The sequence below is a fragment of the Rhizobiaceae bacterium genome (assembly GCA_023953835.1).
Classification (GTDB): domain Bacteria; phylum Pseudomonadota; class Alphaproteobacteria; order Rhizobiales; family Rhizobiaceae; genus Mesorhizobium_G.
The window spans coordinates 212,951-234,575 of sequence record JAMLJB010000001.1; the positions used below are offsets into that span (position 1 = coordinate 212,951).

A 21,625-nucleotide genomic window follows, 5' to 3' on the forward strand; every position below is an offset into this window, starting at 1 on the left:
GCCGGGGTGCTCAGCGCATCCCCGGCCCTGATCCGCTTAGCGGATCGGCATGCCGTATTGCAGTCCGCCCTTTGTCCAAAGGGCATTGGCGCCGCGTGCAATCTTGAGCGGGCTACCCGTGCCCACATTGCGCTCGAAGATTTCGCCGTAGTTGCCGACGCCCTTCACGATGTTGACAACCCAGTCATTGGTCAGGCCGAGATCGGTGCCAATCTTGGTGTCAGCCTCGACGCCAAGCAGACGACGCAGATCCGGATTCTCAGTCGACTTCATCTCCTCGACATTCGCCTGCGTGATGCCGGCTTCCTCGGTGTTGAGCAGCGCGAAATAGGTCCACTTCACAATATCGAACCACTTGTCGTCGCCCTGGCGAACCGACGGGCCGAGAGGCTCCTTGGAGATGATCTCGGGAAGAACGACGTGGTCGTCCGGAGCGCTCATCTGGAGGCGAACGGCATAGAGACCCGACTGGTCGGTCGTATAGGCGTCGCAGCGGCCCGCATCATAGGCAGCATTGGCCTCTTCGAACTTCTCGAACACGACGGGCGTGTATTCCATCTTGTTCGCCTTGAAGTAGTCGGCGAGGTTCAACTCCGTCGTGGTACCTGACTGAACGCAGATTGCAGCGCCAGAAAGCTGGAGCGCGGAGGTGATTCCCGGCAGCTTCTTGGAGTTCACCATGAAGCCCTGGCCGTCATAATATGTTACGCCGGCAAAGTTCAGGCCGAGGGCCGTGTCACGATTGATGGTCCAGGTCGTATTGCGCGACAGGATATCCACTTCGCCTGACTGGAGAGCAGTAAAACGATCCTTTGCGCTCAGCGGAGTGAACTTGACCTTCGTTGCGTCACCAAACACCGCAGCGGCCACAGCGCGGCAGAAATCTACGTCCAGCCCTGTCCATTCACCCTTATCGTTCGGCGAAGAAAAACCAGCCAAACCGGTGTTTACGCCGCACTGAAGAAAACCTTTCGCCTTGACGTCATCCAGCGTGTCCGCCGAAGCGGCCCCGGCCATCAAGCCTAGCACGGCTGCGCCGAGAATGACTTTTGCTTTGTTCATAACCCTCTGACCCTTGTTGTTTTTCAGATGTACCGTTGCGTTGGAAGGCGAACGTTCCTGCCGGCCCTGCACCCCGTAGGCAACATTGTCCTGCTCGGCGTTTCGCGCTTCGGTCACAAAAATAACCAAGGACATAATTTAAGTCAGGTCAAGCTGATTTGCCCTCAAGCTACGGTAATTCCGAACAAATTGTTGGAATGCAATCTATAGTTTTGCTGTCTCAACCAGGTGGTGTTGCGAACGCAAGCAGACCGATCTAAAGCCTTCGTCACCATTCATTCGGGGCGTCTCATGGCAAAGGTCGACAAAGACAAGCACGGTATCAACACCCGGCTTGCGCACGCGGGAAATGATCCGCACGCATTCTTCGGCTTCGTCAATCCTCCAGTCGTGCACGCGTCGACCGTGCTTTTCCCGAACGCCGACACGCTCTCGCGCCGTGCACAGAAATACACCTATGGAACGCGTGGAACTCCGACCACGGACGCATTATCAGCGGCAATCGATTCGCTGGAAGGGTCAGTCGGCACAATCGTCGTGCCCTCAGGATTGGCGGCAGTGACGATCCCGCTGCTGGCGTTCCTGTCTTCGGGCGACCATGTGCTGATCGTCGATTCGGTCTACCATCCGACGCGCAATTTCGCCGACACCATGTTAAAGCGTCTCGGGATCGATGTGGAGTACTACGACCCGTTGATCGGGGCCGGCATCAGCGCGCTTCTCAAGCCGAATACACGTGTGGTGTTTACAGAATCACCGGGCTCCAACACGTTCGAAATCCAGGATATTCCCGCCATTGCGAAAGCGGCCAAGGCAGTAGGCGCGGTGGTGATGATGGACAACACCTGGGCAACGCCTCTCTTCTTCCGCCCGCTGGACCATGGAGTCGATATTTCGATCCATGCGGCGACTAAATATCCCGCCGGGCATTCCGACGTGCTCCTCGGCACAGTCTCGGCCAATGAAGCCTGCTGGAAGACACTGCAAGAAACATTCACGACGATGGGCTGCTGCGCGGCGCCGGACGATGTTTATCAGGTGCTGCGCGGGCTGCGCACCATGGGCGTGCGCCTCGAGCATCACCAGAGAAGCGCATTCGAAATTGCTGGTTGGCTCGAAAAGCAACCAGGTGTCGCGCAAGTGCTGCACCCCGGGCTTGCGTCCCATCAAGGACACGCCATCTGGAAACGCGATTTCGGCGGGGCAAGCGGCATCTTCTCGATTGTTCTGGACGGCGGTGGCCAGAAGCAGGCGCATGCCTTTCTGGACGCGCTCGAAATCTTCGGCCTCGGCTATTCGTGGGGCGGCTATGAAAGCCTCGCGGTGAACGTATTTCTGGGGGATCGAATGATCGCCAGGGGAAGCTACCCTGGCCCGCTCCTGCGCCTGCAAATCGGACTGGAAGACGTGGCGGACCTGAAGGCCGACCTGGAGCGGGGGTTGGCGGCAGCCCGAAACGCGTGAGTTCCTTCGTCAGACGATGTGGGCCAACGCGAATGCATCGATGAGCGTCACCAACTCCGGCTCGTCGACCAGCACCTTGGCGTGCTCCCAATCGACCCAGCCGCGGCGGCGCTGTTTCGCCTCGCGCCAACGTGGCATGCTGCCTGTGACCTTGAGTGGATATACGGCCACGGTAATCGGAACAAAGGCACTCTTGAGGCGCTTCCAGTACTGATATTCGCCGATGGGCTGTTTATGTATTTCGCCCTTGATGCCTGCTTCTTCTCTTGCCTCCTGCGCCGCCGCTTCCCAATCCTTGAGGCCGTCCATCTGCCAGCCCTTGGGAATCACGAACCTTCGCGTGCCTCGCGAAGTGATCAGCAGCACCTTGAGTTCACCCCTATCGGAAATGCGATAGGGCAAGGCCGCGATCTGCCTTATGTCCTTGCCCTTTTTTATAAGGCTGGTCGCTTTCTTCTGTTTCATTCAATGAGAATTAATGAACCGGCTAATTAATTCAAGCCCCTTTCATCTCCCAATTTCGGAAGTGCTTCGGCAGATATATTGGAAACACGGCTGCCGGAATCGCTATGACGCATGATACCATGAAAATCATCGAAATTCCGGGCCCGAGGCGGCACGCGGCGCTCCCGGAACGAGCAGTGGCTAGAAAGTGGCGATCCCGGCAGGGCTCGAACCTGCGACCCACAGCTTAGAAGGCTGTTGCTCTATCCAGCTGAGCTACGGGACCATGTGGTGTCTGGACAGTCAGAATTCCCTGCTCCGAATTCAATGGGTCCAAGGAACCTTGCGGTCATAGCGGAAATTGTCAGAGTAGGAAATTGGACGGCGCGTGGCGACCTTCGGTTCTTCAACCCGATAGGCTATGTTCTGTTTTTTGGCATACGCGACCGCTTCCTCCAACGTATCGAAGGTAAGTTTGACCTGCCGTTTCATGTCGCCGGAGGACGTGTATCCCATCAGCGGATCGATCTTCAAAGGCTGTTCCGGATCAAATTCGAGAATCCAATAGCCGGTCTTGGCTTTGCCGGACTGCATGGCGGTCTTGGCCGGGCTGAAAATGCGGGCGGACATTTCGATACCTTCTGTCGATTCCAAGAAACGCGCGATGCAAAGCTGCATACTGCGAGTGAGCCATCCCTGCAAGCGATCGCATGCCTGCCCTGGGTGGGCGAGCACATACCTCGGACGATTCTTGCCCAATTTCGGGGATGGTCGAGCCCTTTTTCTGGTCGAGTTCAAACATACCAAACAGGTTCTAGCGCAATTCACACACTCTCGGATTGTCTTTTTCTAGAATGCCCCTTGCACCAAGGTCCCTGTTTCTTTAGGGGGTCGGGCTGCCTCGGAGTGTAGCGCAGCCTGGTAGCGCACCTGATTTGGGATCAGGGGGTCGCAGGTTCGAATCCTGCCACTCCGACCATAGTCAAATCAATTGGTTAGCGGAATCCGTGAAACTTTCTATGGGCTTTTGCCCAACGAAGGACTGGTTTTTGTTTGACCCTATGTCGGCATTCCTCCTTCCTGCACGTCCTTGGGACAGTCATGCAAATGAAGGATCGAACAAGATGCCGAGCACCATCAAACTCCACCGCGTTCTGGCCACGCGCCCGGACAAGGTCTACCGTGCGTTTCTTGAGGCTGACGCGCTTGCGAAATGGCTCCCGCCAAACGGCTTCCTGTGCACCGTGCATCATTTCGAGCCCAAAGCCGGCGGCACCTTCAGAATGTCGTTTCGAAACTTCACAACAGGCCAAAGCCACTCGTTTGGCGGCAGATATGTTGATCTGATCGAAAACGAGCGCCTCCAATACACGGACTCATTCGACGATCCGAATATGCCGGGCGAAATGGAGGTGACAGTCAGCTTGAAGCAGATTTCCGTCGGCACGGAACTCAACATCACGCAGGCGGGCATTCCCGATGCCATTCCCCCGGAAGCGTGCTATCTCGGATGGCAAGAGTCGCTTCGCAACCTTGCAACGCTGGTTGAGCCTGAAATCAATCAGTGAACCATCAGACATACTGAGTGTCCGGCCATCGGCATATGGGGTGGGCCGAACCCTAGAATTTCACTGTCATTCCGCCGTCCACAACGAGGACGTGCCCCGTCACAAACGACCCTGCTTCGCTTGCGAGGAAGAGCGCGGCAGGGGCAATTTCCTCCGGCCTGCCCCACCGCTGTAGCGCAACGCGCCTGCGCGCAAATTCAACCATTTCGGCGCTACCGGCGAGTTCAGCATTCGTTTCCGTGGCAAACATGCCGGGCGCGATGGCGTTGCTGGTTATGCCAAAGGGGCCATACTCGACCGCTAACGCCCTCATGAGGCCGGTCAGGCCTTGCTTGGCCACCGGATAAACCGCGTCGTCGGGCATCGTCTGGTGTCCAAGTATGGAAGTCACTGCGATCAACCGGCCATAGCCGCGCCGCTTCATCATCTCCGCGGCGTCACGGGACAGCGAAATTGCCGCAAGCAGGTCGGTCTGGATGAGTTTCAACACATCATCGTCGGTAAAGGCAGCAAGCGGACGTCGATCCCTCGCCCCGACATTGTTGACGAGGATGTCCAATCGGCCATGCTGTTTCTGGATCTGGGCGAGCGCCGCTTTTCTGCTCTCGGCATCGCTCACATCGAATGCGAGAAACTGCGGTGGCGCCTTCGCATCGCGACCCAGTTCACGGGCCGCCCGCTCCAATGTCGAAGCGTCCCGGCCTGTAATGATAACTTGCGCACCGAACTCGGCGAACACCTTGGCAATCTCATAGCCAAGTCCGCGCCCGCCACCAGTTATAAGGGCGACCCTGTTTTCTAGACCGAGCTTCTCTTTGACCGACACACGTCACCTCGCATTGCGCTGACCATCCTCCATATCCCATCTGCACGCGGATTTTGAGCCTTGCCGCAATCGAAAGTCAGCAACTCCAGCCGTTATAACAACGTAGACATAACGAAAGCTTCTCGTCCGCCTGCTTGGCATTCTTCGCGGTCGGCAAGGTTCATACGCTAGCCGGTTTCGAAATCACCTCTTTGCGGCGGCGCGACCGGCACAAACAATGTGCGGTCCGGCTTGATGTCCAGCAAGGGCGGCACGGCAGGCGTGCGGCAGCGCTCAGTCGCTATATTCATCCTGATATCTCGAAATCACATTTGCTGAGACGCTCGGGACTTGCCCCGCTTGTTCGTCTATGGCAGCAGAACGTCGCGCAGCTTCGGTCCTTCCCGGAACCGCAGGTCCAGGTCGGCTTCAATATGGTTGATATGCGCCACGATCAGGCTGCTCGCCTTGTCGGTATCTGACGCTTCGATCGCGGCTACGATCTCAGCATGCTCGTTGTGGCCACACGCCGAGGCACCCGAACGGCCATAAAGTGCGATGACGAGCGAAGATCGCGCGACAAGCTCCTCCATGAATTTTTGCAGGATCGCGTTTCCGGCAACGGAGGCGAGCAGCAGATGAAAGTCTCCCGATGCCTTGATTTCCGCGCGCCGCGCTTCCGGGCCGTGCGCCGCGACGAGGCTTCCCTCCGACTGTAACTGAAGCTGGAAGGCGGCGAGATGATGCAGTTCCAGCCGCTTGCAGACTTCGACAACGATTCCAGGTTCGATGAGACGGCGCGAAGCGAAGACCTGACGGGCTTCTTCTGGAGACGGGTTGGCGACAAAGGCCCCCCGGTTGCGCTCGGTGTGTACCAGGCCTTCGAAAGTCAGCATTTGAAGAGCGGCGCGCGCGACGGTGCGGCTCACGTCGAAAATCGACCCGACTTCCTGCTCGGACAGCTTGGTGCCGGGCGCGAGACGACGGTCTATGATCGCGAGCCTGAGCTGGTCCCGAATGGAACTTGCCCGATCATCCGCTTTCTGCTCACCCGCTCGGGTCGATGCCTGCGCCAAATCCAAGATGTTTTACCTTTTTTGCCTGCATAGCCGACAAGCACCCGGTCTGGCGAGTGCCAAAACAGGAAGCCATCCAGATTGCATACAATCGCGCAAGTGATTGGCAACAATCGCACATTTTTTGTGCAACATGACGCTTTGCTCTCATTGGAGGCACAAGCGGCGTGAATGATCTTCTTTCAATATTTCAACAACTTGGACGGGAAACGCACAACTGGCACGCGTGATGCATGGTGGAAAGCACCAAGGAGTGCTGGATGACAAAGGCTGCCGAGATCGACATCGCTTCCGTTTCCAAGGTCTACGGCAACTTCACGGCTGTTCACGACATCAGCCTCAAGATACCTGCGGGCACCTATTGCTGCCTTCTTGGCCCGTCGGGCTGCGGCAAGACCTCGACGCTGCGCATGATTGCCGGACACGAAAGCATTTCCTCCGGAGACATACGCCTCGGAAACACCATCATCACGGACCTGCCGCCGGCAAAGCGCGGCACCGCGATGATGTTCCAGTCCTACGCGCTGTTCCCTCACCTCGATCTGGTCGACAATGTTGCCTTCTCGATGAAAATGAAGGGTGTCGAGAAGGCCGATCGCCGCGCGAAAGCGCTGGAAATGCTGAAGCTGATGCAAATGGAACCCTACGCGATGCGACGGCCCGCGCAGCTTTCCGGCGGCCAGCAGCAAAGGGTGGCGCTGGCCCGCGCATTGATCACCGATCCCGAGGCATTGCTGCTCGACGAACCGCTGTCCGCGCTCGACCCGTTTCTCAAGATCCGCATGCGGGCCGAGCTGAAAAAGCTCCAGCAGAACCTCGGCATCACCTTCGTCCATGTCACGCACAGCCAGGAAGAGGCGATGGCGCTGGCTGACCTCATCGTCGTGATGAATGACGGGCGCATCGAACAGGCTGCACCTCCCCGCACTGTATTCGAGACGCCGGCAACGGCATTCGTCGCGCGCTTCATGGGCGATCACAACGTTGTTTCCGGCAGGGTCACCGCCAACAGGAAAGGCTCGGTGCAGTTCGAAGTCCCCGGAGGTGGCAAGTTCCTCGCCACGGGCGAGGAGCGGCCAGTCGGCTCAGAGATCGATGTCGCCATCCGCACCGATCATGTTCGCATCGGCGAAAACATAAAGGCAGGGCTCGGCTTCAACGGCGTCGTGTCGAACATCGAGTATCGCGGCTCCTCCGTCAAAATGATCGTGGCCGGGGCCGGTTTCGACGACTTCACCGTTATCGCTGACGACAAGGACTTCTTCGACCGGTCAATAAAAACGGGAGACGCCCTGCCGCTTGCCTGGGACCCGCAGGACGCAATCGTGCTCGCACGCCTCGACGCTTGAACAGAAACCACAAGAACAGGGAACAAAGCCATGAAAACTGAAACAAAGGGACTTTCCCGGCGCTCACTGTTGAAAGCGGGCGCTGCAACTGCCGGTCTGGCCGCTGGTTCCGGCATGATTACAGGATTTCCGACAATATGGGCGCAGTCGAACATAATGCTGCGCCAGTTCGGAACGGGCGTGTCGAACATCAATGCGATCGCCGAACAGTGCAAGAAGGACCTCGGCATCACGCTTGAAATGACCGCGACGGACTCCGACGCAGCCGCGCAGCGCGCCGTCACACAGCCCGACAGCTATGACGTTGCCGATATCGAATACTGGATCTGCAAGAAAGTGTTCCCAAGCGGCGTTCTACAGCCGATGGACACCTCGAAGCTCAAATATTTCGACAAGGTGGTTCCGCTGTTCATCAACGGCAAGCTGACGCCGGACTCAGTCATCGCGCAGGGCACGGCGCCGCACACGGTCGGATTTGTCGAGGCACAGGATTCCAAGACCTTCGCAAAAGAGCCGACTCAGTGGTTCACGATGATGCCGACGATCTACAATGCCGACACGCTCGGTATTCGCCCGGATCTCGTGGGCCGAGAAATCACGACATGGGCCGATATCATGGACCCGGCGTTCAAGGGCAAGACCTCCATCCTCAATATTCCGTCCATCGGCATCATGGACGCCGCAATGATCATGGAAGCGATGGGCAACATCAAATATGCCGACAAGGGCAACATGACCACGGACGAGATCGACAAGACGATCGAGTTCCTGATCAAGGCCAAGCAGGACGGCCAGTTCCGCGCGTTCTGGAAATCGTTCGACGAGAGTGTCAATCTCATGGCGTCGGGCGAAGTGGTCATTCAGTCGATGTGGTCACCTGCGGTCGCTGCGGTCCGCGCCAAGGGCATTGCATGCAAATATCAGCCGCTCAAGGAAGGCTATCGCGCATGGGGCGGCGGTCTCGGCCTCGCATCGCATCTGTCCGGCGCACAGCTCGATGCCGCCTATGAATATATCAACTGGTACACCTCCGGCTGGGTTGGCGGCTATCTCAACCGTCAGGGCTACTATTCGGCCTGCATGGAAACCGCGAAAGGCTTCATGAGCGAAGACGAATGGGGCTACTGGATCGAGGGCAAACCAGCACAGGGCGATATTCTCTCGCCGGAAGGCAAGGTCATGGAGAAGGCCGGTGCTGTACGCGACGGCGGCTCCTTCAACGAGCGCATGGGCAAGGTAGCGTGCTGGAATTCGGTCATGGACGAGGATCGCTACATGGTCAAACGCTGGAACGAATTTATCGCCGCCTGACGCGCATTCGAGTTACTGTGCCGGCGCTCGTTTCTGGGGTGCCGGCACGCTCCAACACCTCGCGGGAACCGATCCGTCCATGACGATTGTCATTCCAGATACGAATGTCGTGAAGCCCGCGCGCTCGTGGCTGAAACTCAGCGGCATGGCTTCCTATCTGCAGGCGCTGCCGTTGACTCTCATCCTCGGCTTCTTTCTGCTCTTGCCGATCCTGATGATCGCCGTCGTATCCTTCTGGGACTACGATTTCGCGCGCATGTATCCCGATTTCACGCTCATGAACTATTCGGATACGCTTGGATCGTGGGTCACGTGGAAGACCTATCTCAATACGCTGAGATATGCGCTGATCGTGTGGGCCATAACCTTGTTCATCGGTTTCTGGGTGGCCTATTTTCTTGCGTTTCATATACGCTCGACGGCCATGCAGATGGTGCTGTTCCTTGTGTGCACGGTGCCGTTCCTGACATCGAACATCATTCGCATGATCTCCTGGATTCCAGTGCTGGGCCGCAACGGTCTGGTCAACACGGCGCTGGTCAAGGCAGGGATCGTTCCCCAACCCATCGAGTGGCTGCTCTATTCGGATTTCGCGGTCGTGCTGGCGATGGTGCATCTCTATACGCTGTTCATGGTCACGCCGATCTTCAACACGCTGATGCGCATTGACAGGTCGCTGGTTGAAGCCGCACGGGATGCGGGAGCGTCAGGCTGGCAAATACTCTGGAACGTCATCATCCCGCTCGCCAAACCCGGCATGGCGATCGGCACGATCTTCGTCGTTACCCTCGTCATGGCGGATTTCTCAACCGTTCAGGTCATGTCCGGCGGACAGAGCGCATCGGTCGCGCTGATGATGAAGAACCAGATGTCGTTGCTGCAATACCCCGCTGCTGCGGCCAACGCCGTTGTGCTGCTCGTTCTGGTTCTGCTGATGGTCGCGGGCATCCTGCGGATCGTTGATATACGCAAGGAACTCTAGACATGCGCGATGAAGGCCGTAGCCTCGAATTCTACATCCTGGCGATGTTCTTCGCGCTTTTCGTGCTGTTCCTCTACGGCCCGCTTTCGGCGATCCTGATCCTGTCGTTTCAAGGGCCGGATGGGGGCCTGACCTTCCCACTGAATGGTGTTTCGCTGCACTGGTTTGCCAACCTCTTTGAAACGCAGGCCGTCGGCGATTTCGGAGGCAGCTTCCGACGTTCTTTCATTCTTGGGCTGATGGTGATGGTAGTGACCGTGCTGGTATCCCTGCTGGCCGGCCTGTCATTCAGGCGCAAATATCGTGGGGCAACCCCGCTATTCTATCTGGCCATCGCGAGCCTCGTGGTGCCCTCGATCATCATTTCGCTCGGCATAGGCGTGCTGTTCCAGCAGATCGGCGTCCAGCCTGCCTGGTACAGCTCTGCATTTGGCGCACATCTGACATGGACGCTTCCCTTCGGCGTGCTCATCATGTTTGCGGTCTTCAACCGCTTTTCGCCCTCTTACGAGGAGGCTGCGCGCGACCTTGGTGCCACGCCTTGGCAAACCTTCTGTCACGTCCTGTTGCCGATGATTGCACCTTCGCTGATCGGAGTCGGCCTGTTCGGCTTCACATTGTCCTACGATGAATTCGCCCGCACACTGATGACGTCGGGCACCTACAACACGCTTCCGCTCGAAATCTACGGGATGACCACCAACGTCACGACGCCCGTGCTCTATGCGCTCGGCACGGTGACGACGCTGTTCTCGTTTCTTGTCATCGCGGGCACGCTCGGGACGATCTTTTATCTGGGACGTCGCCGCGCGCGCGCCTGAAACGGGAACCCAATGCGCATCCTTGTCGTCAATCCGAATACGACCGCCTCGATGACCGCAACGATTTCGGAAGCAGCGCGCGAAGCGGCGTCCGCCGGTACGGAGATCGTCGCCGTAACCTCACGCATGGGACCAGCCTCCATTGAAGGATATTATGACGAAGCCCTCGCCGTGCCTGGCATGCTGGCGGAAGTCGTAGCAGCCGGCGATGCCATAGATGCCGTCGTTATTGCGTGTTTCGACGATACGGGCCTTGATGCGGCGCGCGCGCTTGCCGATGTGCCGGTGCTGGGAATCTGCGAGGCGGCATTGTCTCTGGCAGGATTCATCGCCGCGAGAATGTCGGTTGTCACGACGATGGACCGCTCGAGGGTGCCAATCGAGAATCTTGTTCACCGCTATGGATTCTCCGGACGTGCAAAGGTCCGTTCGGCGGACATTGCCGTGCTTTCGCTGGAGGACCCCGCCTCCGGTGCGCGTGACAAGTTGCGCCGGGAAATCGGCACCGCGATTGCCGAGGATAGAGCCGAGGCAATTGTGCTGGGCTGCGCGGGCATGGCCGATCTGGTGCGTTCGCTGCGTCAGGAATTTGGTCTGCCCGTTGTCGACGGAGTGGCAGCAGCGGTAAAACAGGCGGAAGCGCTGGTTTCGCTTGGCCTGAACACATCGAAGCGCGGGGCCTACGCGACGCCAATCCGCAAGCCCGTGATCGGGATGCCGGAATATTTCGCGCGGAGCTAGGATCCATGTCCACCGTGGACGTTCGGGTGATGTCGCCCGCCGATGTTGAAACGCTCGTCGGCTGGGCCGGTGGTGAAGGCTGGAATCCCGGGAAATCGGACGGAGCCATGTTCCGATCCGCCGATCCCGACGGGTTCATAGGAACCTATGTCGGCGGCGAGCTGGCAGCCGGAATCGCGGCGATAGCCTATGGCGAATCGTATGGCTTCATCGGTCTCTACATCACTCGCGCAGATTTGCGCGGAAGGGGCTACGGCAAGCGTTTGTGGAACGCCGGGATTGGACGGTTGTCGGGACGAACTATAGGCCTCGACGCTGTTGAGGCCCAGGTCGAAAACTACCGGGCCAGCGCATTTCAGGAAGTCTATCGAACATTGCGATTTGCAGGCACTTTTCAACTTCGCGACCGACCCGCGCAAGTCCAGCTCGAAAACTGCAATTCATCCGACTTCGCCGAATTGGCGTCATTCGATCTCGAAGCTTTCGGTGCGGACCGCGAAACATTCCTCCGCAAATGGATATCGCGACCACATCATTCAATTGCGGCCCTCAGCGAAGGAAGTATCGTCGGCTACGGCACGGTGAGACAGTGCCTCGAAGGATACAAGATCGGCCCTCTATTTGCGTGCCGGCCAGCAATTGCCGCCGAAATCTTCTTCGCCTTGTGCAAGGCGACAGACGGGTGCGTCTATATCGACGTCCCGGAATATCAGTCGGAATTCATCGACTTGCTGGGCGCGCATGGATTGCGTTCCATTTTCCAGACCACTCGAATGTACCTGGGGGGGCTATTCGCCCCCAACAGTCGGGTTTTTGGGGTGACGACGCTGGAACTCGGATAAGCCTACCGAAGCATCACCAGTTGCAGGTCTTTGACCCTAGCCATCCGCTCGCGCAGCCATGGTCGCCTTTCCCCACCAGGCAAGATCGTCGAAGGTATTCTTGAGCGACGGCAGCAGCACGTCTTCAATCGCCGACATCGGCTCGTTCTTACCGAGCGGCGAGACCGTCACGAAATCGCGCCCGCCTATATGGACAGCATTTCGCACAGGCACCATCTGCAACTCGATCGATATCGTTCGCAGATGTTCGAGTGCGCGCGCGCCGCCCATGCTACCGTAGGCGACCGCTCCCATCGGCTTGTGGTTCCACTCCTTGTAGCATTGATCCAGCGCATTCTTCAGCGCCCCCGTGATGGAACGATTATATTCGGCGGTGATGAACAGATAGCCGTCGAATTCGCCAACCTTCTGCTGCCATTTCACCGCGCGCTCATCCTTGGAAGGCATCCAGAGGTTTGACGCCGCTTCGTTGAAAAAGGGCAGGTCGAAATCCCGCAAGTCCACCAGTTCAAAGTCAAGGTCGGCGCGCTTCTTTGCATGCTCCAGCGCCCATTGCGCAGGCTTGTCGGCAAAGCGCGTGGCACGGGTCGAACCGATAATGATGGCAATCTTGGGCTTGGACATTGCTGGCTCCAGTTCTTTCCTTGGGAGGATTGCAGACGAGGACCGCAGGGAGGAGCGGCCGAAGTGCCTATAAAGGCAATTCGGCCTGCCCTTCGTCAAGTGAAGTGATCACGTCCGCAGCCAACGCTCGTGTTATGCGCGTGTTCTGCGACAAGGCAGCATAGTCGAGCCGGTTCACCACATTGATTGCCGCAGCCAGCGACCGCTCGATTCGCCTTACAATATACGCGACCGTATGCGGCTCCACTTCGATCTGCCGGTCGGCAAACAGCTTCGAGATCACGCCAGCAAGCAATGCGTCGTCCGGTTCATGTATCTCCACCACCGTTGCCGCCTTCAGGCGCGATGCGAGGTCCGGCAATTCCACACCCCAAGCGCCGGGAAAGCGCCTTGCCGTCAGCAGAATGTGCGAATGCTGTTGTCGAGCTAGGTTGATCAGGTGAAAGAGCCCGGTCTGGTCGAGGCTACCGGAGTCGACATCATCCACCAGCCACGGGCCTGCCTCGCGCAATTGAGGAAGCCGCGTTTCGATTGCCGAAGCGTCGAGCGGCGATGCGCCGCTTCGCGACCTCCAGATTTCCGCAAGGTGGGATTTTCCGCTGCCGGCAGGACCGGCAAGCACGACCACCGGTCCCGGCCAGTCCGGCCAGCCGTCAACCAGCCTGACGGCTTCGGAATTGGCCTGGGTAACGACCAGATCGTCGCGCGAAAATGCCGGTTTCGCCGCAAGGTCCAGCGGCAGTTGCTGCGGCTCGGATGAACTGCTCATCGCCGTTCGGGCTTCGTTGTCCTGACGGATCTTTTCTTCGCTGTCTCTGCTTCGAGTACCTCGACGCGTACCACTTCGATTTGATCCCGGGCCGCGTGACCCGTGTAAAGCGGAGATTCAAGGTAACGGGAGATCCCAAACCGGATCAGCACGGCAATCGCCGCAGCCGCCGGGACCGCGACGAGCAGGCCGACGAACCCGAAAAGAGCGCTGAACGCAAACAGTGCGAACATAAGCCAGACCGGATGGAGTCCGACGCTTTTGCCGACAAGGCGCGGTTGCAGGATATTGCCCTCGATGAACTGCCCGGCAAAGAACACGCAGGCGACTGCGACAACCATGTACCAGTCAGGCCAGAACTGCACGAAAGCAATGCCGAGCGAAAGCGCAAGCCCGGTCAGCGATCCAACATAGGGAATAAAGGAGATGAGGCCCGCGAAAAGGCCTATCAGAATGGCAAAGTTCAGTCCGACCACCGTCAGTCCGATTGCATAGATGGCACCGAGGATGAGGCAAAGCGTACCCTGACCGCGCACGAACCCAGCCGTCGCGCTGTTGATGTCACGCGCGATCTGTCGGACTGTCTGCACATGATCCCGCGGCACCCAACTGTCCACCACCGAAATCATGCGATCCCAGTCGAGCAGCATGTAAAAGGCCACAACAGGGGTCACGACGAACAGGCTGGCGATGGAAAAGAGCCTGACGCTCGAACTCCAGATCGACTGGAACACAGTCGAGACAATGCCGACACTCGACGTCAAGAGGGAATTCAGCCCTTCACTCAGCGTCGATGGATCGACACCAAAATTGCGTTTCAGCCACTCCGGATTGAAATTGGTCACAAGCTCCTGAAGCTGCGTGAGATATTGCGGCACGCGGACCGCAAAGTCCGCGAGCTGTGAAGACAGAAGCGGTATCAGAATGACCAGTCCGAGCACCACAAGGATCAGGAACGCAAACAGTATGATGACGGTAGCCATGAGTCGCGAGAGGCCGAGCCGTTCCAACCGATCCGCTACCGGATCAAGGAAGTAGGCCAGCGCGAGCCCCGCGATAAACGGCAGGAGCACATCGCTGAACACGTAGAGAAACAGCGCAAAAAGCGCCGCTGCCAACAGCCAGAATCGTATCTGGCGGCGGAATGCGAGGCTTAGTGCAGCCTCGGCAAGGGCATCATCGGCTGGAGGGCGCGTTTTCGCCATTTGTTGTCATATGCCTCAACCAAGCCACGAGATAGGCAGCGGCGGATGCGATGGTCAAGAGGCCGCTCGCAGCAATCAGCATCGTCCGCATAATGCCGGTGTCCGCGCTGAAAGCCTGCTCGCCCAGTATGAATGCGGCGAGGACGATTTGAACCGTGGTGTTGGCCTTGGAGACCATGAGCGGCTTCATCTCGACCGGATTGCCCATGACCGACGACAAAAGCACGGCGCAAACGATGAGCGCATCCCGCGAAACGGCGGCGATCACAAGCCACAGCGGCAATTCGTTCAGGTAGCCCAGCACGATGAACACGCTAACGAGCAGCACCTTGTCGGCTACTGGATCAAGGTAACTGCCGAGCTTGGAAATCTGCCCGAAATGGCGTGCAATGAAGCCGTCCACGGCGTCCGAAAGGCCTGCAACGACGAAACCTGCAAACGCCCACCCCCATTGTTCGATGAGCAGGGCATAGACCACAACCGGCACAAGCAGAAATCTGAGGATGGTGATGAAGTTGGGTATGGTCAACGACGCTCCCCGCAATTCTCCGTTTGTGACCGATATGGTCGAGCGCATGCGGCGAGGCAAGTGGTCCACCAGCCCGAAGACATTTATCCATTGCCCATGGCTCGTGTTTTGTTGAAGCTCGCGCCGGTTCGTGCAAATAGCGCGGCAGGAAACAGGAACCGGGCGGCGAGGCACCATGCAGAAGACAAAGAATGGACTGACCTATGCCGATGCAGGCGTCGACATCGATGCCGGCAACCTTATGGTGGAAAAGATCAAGCCGCTGGTGCGGGCGACCCGGCGTCCCGGCGCAGACGGTGAGATTGGCGGATTTGGTGGCTTGTTCGACCTGAAGGCTGCGGGTTTCACCGATCCGGTCCTCGTTGCCGCGAATGACGGCGTCGGCACCAAACTCAAGATCGCCATCGACGCAGGCAAGCACGACACGATCGGCATCGATCTCGTTGCAATGTGCGTCAACGACCTCGTGGTGCAAGGCGCGGAGCCGTTGTTTTTCCTCGACTATTTCGCGACCGGCAAGCTCGACCCCGACCAGGGCGTCGCCATCGTTGAAGGCATTGCAGAAGGCTGCCGACAGGCAGGTTGCGCGCTGATCGGCGGCGAAACGGCGGAGATGCCGGGCATGTACCGCGAAGGTGACTACGACCTCGCGGGATTTGCAGTCGGCGCTGCAGAGCGCGGGCAATTGCTGCCGACCGACGATATCGTCGAAGGCGACGTGCTGCTCGGCCTTGCGTCCTCGGGGGTGCATTCCAACGGCTTTTCCCTTGTCCGCCGAATCGTGTCCACAAGTGGCCTCGACTGGGGCGACAAGGCTCCTTTCGCTGCCGGCGAAACGCTGGGCGAGGCGCTGCTGGAGCCGACGCGCATCTATGTGCGTTCGATCCTCAAGGCGATCCGGTCGACGCATGGCATCAAGGCCCTTGCGCACATCACAGGTGGCGGATTTCCCGATAATATACCCCGCGTCCTGCCCAAGGACTTTTCCGCCGAGATCGATCTCGAAACCATCGAGGTTCCTCCGGTATTTTCGTGGCTGGCAAAGACGGGAGGGGTAGCGCCGGAGGAGATGATGCGGACCTTCAACTGTGGCATCGGCATGGTCATAGCAGTTGCCAGCGGACAGGCGGCCCAGGTCGCCGCCGTACTCCAGGAAACAGGCGAAACGGTTACGCCGATCGGGCGCATTGTCCCGCGCCGGGAAACTGGCGTCATCTATCGCGGAGCGATCGGGCTATGACCGAGCGTAAACGCATTGCGGTGCTTATTTCGGGACGTGGGTCGAACATGGGGGCCCTCGTTGAGGCCGCCTCCGAGCAGGACTATCCGGCTGAGATCGTTTGCGTCATTTCCGACCAGGCGGATGCGGCAGGGCTGCATTTCGCTTCCTCGCGCGGCATTCCCACGCTGGTGGTGGCGCGCAGGGATTTCGCATCCAAGGAAGCGCACGATGCCGCCATCGATTCGCACCTTGCCGCCTTCAGGACCGACATTGTTGCGCTTGCAGGCTATATGCGCCTGCTTACAGCGGAATTCGTGCAGAAGTGGCAGGGTCGCATGATCAATATCCACCCTGCTCTGCTGCCTTTGTTCAAGGGCCTCAACACGCATCGCCGCGCATTGGATGCCGGCATGCGCGTTCATGGCTGCACGGTGCATTTCGTCACCGCCGACATGGACGATGGCCCGATCATCGCACAGGCGGCTGTGCCCGTTCTCCACGATGACACCGAAACCGCCCTGTCCGCGCGAGTGCTCCGGATGGAACACCGCATCTATCCGACCGCGTTGCGACTTGTCGCCGAGGGAAAGGCGCGAATGGAACAGGGTCGCACCGTGTTCGAGGGTTTTGACGAGTACGGAGCCGACGCGGCCGTTTCCGCACCCGATCCCCTGCCCGACCTGCCTGACCTCGAACAGCTCGCGCGTGTGACGCCCTGAGGCGGCTTTCTAGATTGTCTCGTCCAGCAGGCCGTTGACGAAATCGAACAGGCCGGGACGCCTGTCCCGGCGCAGGCGCTCGGCGATCACGATGGCACGCACCTCACTATAGGCACGGTCAAGATCGTCATTGATGATGATGTAGTCGTATTCGGTCCATTGCTGGATTTCCGACCGGGCATTCTTCAACCGCCGGGTTATATCATCTTCCGTGTTTTCGGCGCGGCGCTTGAGGCGCTGAACGAGTTCCGCCATGCGCGGCGGCAACACGAAGACCGACACCACGTCGGCAGGAATTTTGTCACGCATCTGGGCCGCACCCTGCCAGTCTATGTCGAAAAGCATGTCCTGCCCTTTCGACATAGCGTATTCGACCGGCTCGCGCGGTGTGGCGTAAAAATTGCCGTGAACCTCCGCCCATTCCAGCAACTGGTCGCTATCGCGCATCTGATCGAACTGACGCTTGGTGATGAAATGGTAGTGCACGCCGTCAATTTCGCTGGGGCGGCGCTCACGCGTCGTAACGCTGATCGAAAGCGACATGCCAAGCGTTTTGTCCTCGAGAAGATTTCGCGCAATTGTCGACTTACCAGCCCCCGAAGGCGACGAGATGACGAGCATCAGGCCGCGCCTTGCAATGGGCAGCATTTGGGGCATTTGCGGCATCCACTACTCCAGATTCTGGACCTGCTCGCGGAATTGATCCACCAAGGCCTTCAGGTCAAGCCCGATTGCAGTGAGCGATGCCGCATTTGACTTCGAACACAGCGTGTTCGCTTCGCGATTGAGTTCCTGCGCCAGAAAGTCGAGACGTCGGCCCACCACGCCGCCCGCATCAAGAAGCGTGCGCGCAGCCGCAACGTGCGTTTTGAGGCGATCAAGCTCTTCTCGAATATCTGCCTTCGTCGCCAGCAGCATGGCTTCCGCGTGAAGCCGCTGTTCGTCGAAACTGCCGCCGGACGTGTCCATCAGCAATCTCACCTGCTCCGCCAGCCTTTCCCGGATCGCCGATGGCTCGCGCGCCGGATCGGCTTCCGCCCTGTCGGCCAACAGCGCTATCGCATCGAGATGGCTATTCAGGACTACGGCCAGGGATTTGCCTTCATCGCGGCGCGCAGCCTCCAGTCCTTCCAAGGAGGTTTCAAGGACGGCAAGCGCCCCCGCATCGGCGATTGCGCGGTCCTCGTCGGATTCAAGCGGTTCGGGTATGTCCAGCACGCCACGCAGGCCGAGCAGGCCGTCGGCGCGCGCCGGTGCAGCGCCGAACTGATTTTCCAATCGCTGTGCAAGTTCGGCCACGTCCCGAAGGAAGGTTTCGTTGACGATCGGCTGCACTTGCAGTTGCGCGGGGCGCACCAGCGTAAGCAATGCCTGAAACGTGCCGCGAGAAAACCGCTTCTGGAGAGCTTGCCGCACGGCGGCTTCCAGCCGCTCCTGTCCGGGCGGCAGACGCAGCCGCATTTCCAGCGACTTGCCATTCACCGACTTCACTTCCCATGTGACGGTCGTCCCGCGGACATCACCCGCCGCACGAGAAAAGCCGGTCATACTCTGCAAGTTTGCCAAATTGGTCTCCGGAATTGCCCGCGAGCCTACTGCTGCGGCTCGTCCGCAGGCGCACCCTGCTGCTTCTGGATGGCACGCCAGCGAGCGACATTTTTGTTGTGCTCTTCCAGCGTCTCCGCAAATACATGCCCGCCATCGCCCGACGCGACAAAATAGAGATCGTTTGTCCTTGCGGGATTGGCGACGGCTTCAAGCGCGGCCCGGCCCGGATTTGCAATCGGGGTCGGCGGCAGGCCTTCTATGACATAGGTATTGTAGGGCGTGGGCTTCTGGATGTCCGACTGGTAGATCGGGCGATCCGCCGGTCGCCCTTGTCCGCCGAACAGGCCATAGAGGATCGTGGGATCGGACTGCAGCCGCATTCCCTTCTTGAGCCGGTTGACGAAAACCGCAGCGACGAGGGGGCGTTCTTCCGCAATCCCCGTTTCCTTTTCCACGATTGAAGCGAGCGTGACGAAGTCGTTGATATTGCTGATCGGCAGGCCATCGGTTCGCTTCGCCCAGATCTCCTCGACAAGCGCCTTCTGGTCGGAAAGCATCTTGGCGACAATGACCTTGCGTTCAGTGCCGCGCGTGAACCGCTGCGTATCAGCCGCGAGCGTCCCCTCAGCCGGCGTTTCGGACGGCAGATCGCCAGAGAGCTCCGGTGTATCCGCGATCTTCTGCAATGCCTGCTCCACGGTCAGGCCCTCGGGTATGGTTATGGAATAGAGGACGGATTTGCCGCTCTGCATGAGATCCATGATCTCGCGCATCGATGAGCCGGGCTTGATCTCGTATTCCCCTGCTTTCAGAGCGCTCATATGGCCGCTGGCGCGGACGCCGAGTTGGAACACCTTTGCATTGCTGATGATGCCTTCTTCCTCAAGGCCGTTGGATATCTGGTTCAAACCGGTGTTTGGCTTCACCAGAAACGTTCGTGTTTCCGTCGTCGGTCCCGGTGCGTTGAATTCGTACTTGCCAAACCAGAGCGCCGCAAAGGCCGCAATCGCAGCAAGAACTGCAAATGAAATCAACAGGTTGAAGAATACGACGAAGCGGTTGCGTGAATGACGCGAGCGCTTCGCCGTCTTGGAGGCCGCCTCCTGCCTCAAGGCTTCGCTGGCGGGCTTTGCAGTCGCGGTCGGCGGTACCGTCGCGCGACGCCCAAATTCAACTTCGTTCGGTGAGTTGGTGCTCATCTCGCTATCCGCAAGTTCGAATCGGCTATGCCGGAATGCACATAAATTCATTGCCGCCAAAATTGGCGCGTGTGCGGCGATCTCAACCGTTATAGCGCTGGAAGATCAGCGAAGCATTGGTTCCGCCGAAACCGAATGAGTTCGACAAGGCAACATCGATCTGGCGCTTGCGAGGCTTGTTGGGTACGAGATCGATTGCCGTTTCCCGCTCCGGATTGTCCAGATTGATGGTTGCCGGCGCGATATTGTCCCGAATGGCAAGGATCGAGAAGATCGCCTCCGCCGCACCTGCCGCCCCCAGAAGGTGGCCGATGCAGGACTTGGTCGACGACATGGAAATCTTGGATGCGGCATTGCCGACCAGTCGCTCGACCGCGCCAAGCTCGATCGTGTCGGCCATGGTCGAGGTCCCATGTGCGTTGATGTAGTCTACGTCGGCAGGCGAGAGCTTCGCACGTTTTAGCGCCATCGTCATGCACCGGAACGCACCGTCGCCATCTTCCGCCGGGGCGGTGATGTGATAGGCGTCGCCGGACATGCCATATCCGGTGATTTCGGCATAGATCTTTGCGCCCCGCGCCTTCGCGTGTTCCAGCTCTTCCAGAACGACCACCCCCGCACCTTCGCCCATCACAAAGCCGTCACGGTCCTTATCATAGGGCCGCGATGCCTTTTGCGGCGTATCGTTGCGCTCGGTGGAAAGTGCGCGGCAGGCGGCAAAGCCTGCCAGTGAAAGGCGGGTAACGGGCGATTCCGTGCCGCCTGCCACCATCACGTCCGCATCGCCAAGCGCGATGAGCCTGGCAGCATCGCCGATGGCGTGCGCACCCGTGGAGCAGGCGGTGACCACCGCATGGTTCGGTCCCTTGAGACCGTGGCGGATGGAGACCTGACCGGATACGAGGTTGATGATGTTGCCAGGAATGAAGAAAGGCGTAACACGGCGGGGGCCGCGCTCATGCAGCACCAAAGCCTGTTCGGCTATGCCTTCGATGCCGCCGATGCCGGAGCCGATCATCACGCCGGTGGCGCATTTGTCGTCCTCGGATTCCGGCTTCCAGCCAGCGTCTTTCAACGCTTCATCCGCAGCAGCGATTCCATAGAGGATGAAATCGCCGATCTTGCGAAGCTCCTTGGGTTCCAGCACGGCTTCGGGACTGAACGTATTGTTCGAACCGTCGCCGCGTGGGATCACGTGAGCGATCTTGCAAGGCAGGTCTTCGACCTCGAATTCGGTCACCCTGCGTGCGGCGCTGCGTGCCGACAATAGCTCTTTCCAGCTATGATCCACTCCCACCCCGTAGGGTGAGAGCAGGCCCATGCCGGTTACGACGACACGTCTCAT

General features: G+C 58.9%; 23 protein-coding genes, 2 tRNA genes and 1 pseudogene. 11 read left to right on the plus strand and 15 right to left on the minus strand.

Annotated features, from left to right (window positions below):
* Positions 1-36: 36 nt before the first annotated feature.
* Positions 37-1,062, minus strand: a complete 1,026-nt coding sequence (locus tag M9924_00985; protein ID MCO5062969.1) for an amino acid ABC transporter substrate-binding protein — start codon at positions 1,060-1,062, stop codon at positions 37-39.
* Between the two features lie 291 nt (positions 1,063-1,353).
* Here M9924_00985 and M9924_00990 point away from each other — a divergent pair, with 291 nt between their 5' ends.
* Positions 1,354-2,526: a cystathionine beta-lyase gene (locus M9924_00990; GenBank protein ID MCO5062970.1), complete on the plus strand. Its 1,173-nt coding sequence runs from the start codon at positions 1,354-1,356 to the stop codon at positions 2,524-2,526.
* 9 nt (positions 2,527-2,535) lie between these two features.
* Here the strand turns inward: M9924_00990 and M9924_00995 are convergent, their stop codons facing one another.
* The 3 genes from M9924_00995 to M9924_01005 all read right to left on the minus strand — a co-directional run bounded on the left by M9924_00995 (position 2,536) and on the right by M9924_01005 (position 3,600).
* Positions 2,536-2,991, minus strand: coding sequence for an NUDIX hydrolase (locus tag M9924_00995; protein ID MCO5062971.1), 456 nt, complete (start codon positions 2,989-2,991; stop codon positions 2,536-2,538).
* Positions 2,992-3,179: 188 nt separating this feature from the next.
* A tRNA-Arg gene (locus M9924_01000) sits at positions 3,180-3,256 on the minus strand.
* Between the two features lie 38 nt (positions 3,257-3,294).
* The gene (locus M9924_01005; protein MCO5062972.1) at positions 3,295-3,600 is read right to left on the minus strand and encodes an ETC complex I subunit; all 306 of its coding nucleotides are present in this window, start codon (positions 3,598-3,600) and stop codon (positions 3,295-3,297) included.
* A gap of 272 nt (positions 3,601-3,872) precedes the next feature.
* Between M9924_01005 and M9924_01010 the strand changes: the two genes are divergently transcribed.
* Positions 3,873-3,949 (plus strand) — tRNA-Pro (locus M9924_01010).
* Between the two features lie 145 nt (positions 3,950-4,094).
* A complete protein-coding gene (locus M9924_01015; GenBank protein ID MCO5062973.1) occupies positions 4,095-4,538 on the plus strand; it encodes an SRPBCC family protein in 444 nt (147 codons plus the stop codon).
* Positions 4,539-4,590: 52 nt separating this feature from the next.
* Here M9924_01015 and M9924_01020 read toward each other — a convergent pair whose 3' ends face one another.
* From M9924_01020 to M9924_01030, 3 genes and pseudogenes are all read right to left on the minus strand, one after another.
* Positions 4,591-5,364, minus strand: a complete 774-nt coding sequence (locus M9924_01020; protein ID MCO5062974.1) for an SDR family oxidoreductase — start codon at positions 5,362-5,364, stop codon at positions 4,591-4,593.
* A 167-nt stretch (positions 5,365-5,531) separates the two neighbouring features.
* Positions 5,532-5,612 (minus strand): annotated as a pseudogene (locus M9924_01025) (tRNA (N6-threonylcarbamoyladenosine(37)-N6)-methyltransferase TrmO).
* Between the two features lie 99 nt (positions 5,613-5,711).
* Entirely contained in the window at positions 5,712-6,425 is a 714-nt protein-coding gene (locus tag M9924_01030; protein ID MCO5062975.1) for a GntR family transcriptional regulator, read from the minus strand.
* A gap of 254 nt (positions 6,426-6,679) precedes the next feature.
* Here M9924_01030 and M9924_01035 point away from each other — a divergent pair, with 254 nt between their 5' ends.
* The 6 genes from M9924_01035 to M9924_01060 all read left to right on the plus strand — a co-directional run bounded on the left by M9924_01035 (position 6,680) and on the right by M9924_01060 (position 12,465).
* Positions 6,680-7,768: an ABC transporter ATP-binding protein gene (locus M9924_01035; GenBank protein MCO5062976.1), complete on the plus strand. Its 1,089-nt coding sequence runs from the start codon at positions 6,680-6,682 to the stop codon at positions 7,766-7,768.
* A gap of 30 nt (positions 7,769-7,798) precedes the next feature.
* Positions 7,799-9,079, plus strand: a complete 1,281-nt coding sequence (locus M9924_01040; protein ID MCO5062977.1) for a PotD/PotF family extracellular solute-binding protein — start codon at positions 7,799-7,801, stop codon at positions 9,077-9,079.
* Between the two features lie 79 nt (positions 9,080-9,158).
* Positions 9,159-10,061, plus strand: a complete 903-nt coding sequence (locus M9924_01045) for an ABC transporter permease (protein MCO5062978.1) — start codon at positions 9,159-9,161, stop codon at positions 10,059-10,061.
* Between the two features lie 2 nt (positions 10,062-10,063).
* A complete protein-coding gene (locus tag M9924_01050; protein MCO5062979.1) occupies positions 10,064-10,882 on the plus strand; it encodes an ABC transporter permease in 819 nt (272 codons plus the stop codon).
* A 12-nt stretch (positions 10,883-10,894) separates the two neighbouring features.
* A complete protein-coding gene (locus M9924_01055) occupies positions 10,895-11,623 on the plus strand; it encodes an aspartate/glutamate racemase family protein (protein ID MCO5062980.1) in 729 nt (242 codons plus the stop codon).
* A 5-nt stretch (positions 11,624-11,628) separates the two neighbouring features.
* Positions 11,629-12,465 (plus strand): GNAT family N-acetyltransferase, encoded by an 837-nt coding sequence (locus tag M9924_01060; GenBank protein ID MCO5062981.1) that lies wholly within the window; start codon positions 11,629-11,631, stop codon positions 12,463-12,465.
* A gap of 36 nt (positions 12,466-12,501) precedes the next feature.
* On the opposite strand, the gene M9924_01065 is transcribed toward M9924_01060, so the two are convergent.
* From M9924_01065 to M9924_01080, 4 genes are all read right to left on the minus strand, one after another.
* Positions 12,502-13,089 (minus strand): NAD(P)H-dependent oxidoreductase, encoded by a 588-nt coding sequence (locus M9924_01065; GenBank protein ID MCO5062982.1) that lies wholly within the window; start codon positions 13,087-13,089, stop codon positions 12,502-12,504.
* Positions 13,090-13,156: 67 nt separating this feature from the next.
* Positions 13,157-13,858 carry a DnaA regulatory inactivator HdaA gene (gene hdaA, locus M9924_01070; protein MCO5062983.1) on the minus strand — a complete coding sequence of 234 codons (702 nt, stop codon included), beginning with the start codon at positions 13,856-13,858 and terminating at the stop codon, positions 13,157-13,159.
* Positions 13,855-15,063 carry an AI-2E family transporter gene (locus M9924_01075; GenBank protein MCO5062984.1) on the minus strand — a complete coding sequence of 403 codons (1,209 nt, stop codon included), beginning with the start codon at positions 15,061-15,063 and terminating at the stop codon, positions 13,855-13,857. Before M9924_01075 ends, hdaA begins: the two co-directional genes overlap by 4 nt.
* Entirely contained in the window at positions 15,035-15,592 is a 558-nt protein-coding gene (locus M9924_01080) for a CDP-alcohol phosphatidyltransferase family protein (GenBank protein ID MCO5062985.1), read from the minus strand. The genes M9924_01075 and M9924_01080 overlap by 29 nt, the downstream gene beginning before the upstream one ends.
* 175 nt (positions 15,593-15,767) lie before the next feature.
* Here M9924_01080 and purM point away from each other — a divergent pair, with 175 nt between their 5' ends.
* Positions 15,768-16,832, plus strand: a complete 1,065-nt coding sequence (gene purM, locus M9924_01085; protein MCO5062986.1) for a phosphoribosylformylglycinamidine cyclo-ligase — start codon at positions 15,768-15,770, stop codon at positions 16,830-16,832.
* Positions 16,829-17,533 (plus strand): phosphoribosylglycinamide formyltransferase, encoded by a 705-nt coding sequence (purN, locus tag M9924_01090; GenBank protein ID MCO5062987.1) that lies wholly within the window; start codon positions 16,829-16,831, stop codon positions 17,531-17,533. The genes purM and purN overlap by 4 nt, the downstream gene beginning before the upstream one ends.
* Before the next feature lie 9 nt (positions 17,534-17,542).
* On the opposite strand, the gene gmk is transcribed toward purN, so the two are convergent.
* The 4 genes from gmk to fabF all read right to left on the minus strand — a co-directional run bounded on the left by gmk (position 17,543) and on the right by fabF (position 21,625).
* On the minus strand, positions 17,543-18,190 hold the full coding sequence (gmk, locus tag M9924_01095) for a guanylate kinase (GenBank protein MCO5062988.1): 648 nt from the start codon (positions 18,188-18,190) through the stop codon (positions 17,543-17,545).
* Positions 18,191-18,202: 12 nt separating this feature from the next.
* Positions 18,203-19,081 carry a YicC family protein gene (locus M9924_01100; GenBank protein ID MCO5062989.1) on the minus strand — a complete coding sequence of 293 codons (879 nt, stop codon included), beginning with the start codon at positions 19,079-19,081 and terminating at the stop codon, positions 18,203-18,205.
* Positions 19,082-19,125: 44 nt separating this feature from the next.
* The gene (gene mltG / locus M9924_01105) at positions 19,126-20,280 is read right to left on the minus strand and encodes an endolytic transglycosylase MltG (protein ID MCO5062990.1); all 1,155 of its coding nucleotides are present in this window, start codon (positions 20,278-20,280) and stop codon (positions 19,126-19,128) included.
* A gap of 82 nt (positions 20,281-20,362) precedes the next feature.
* On the minus strand, positions 20,363-21,625 hold the full coding sequence (gene fabF / locus M9924_01110) for a beta-ketoacyl-ACP synthase II (GenBank protein MCO5062991.1): 1,263 nt from the start codon (positions 21,623-21,625) through the stop codon (positions 20,363-20,365).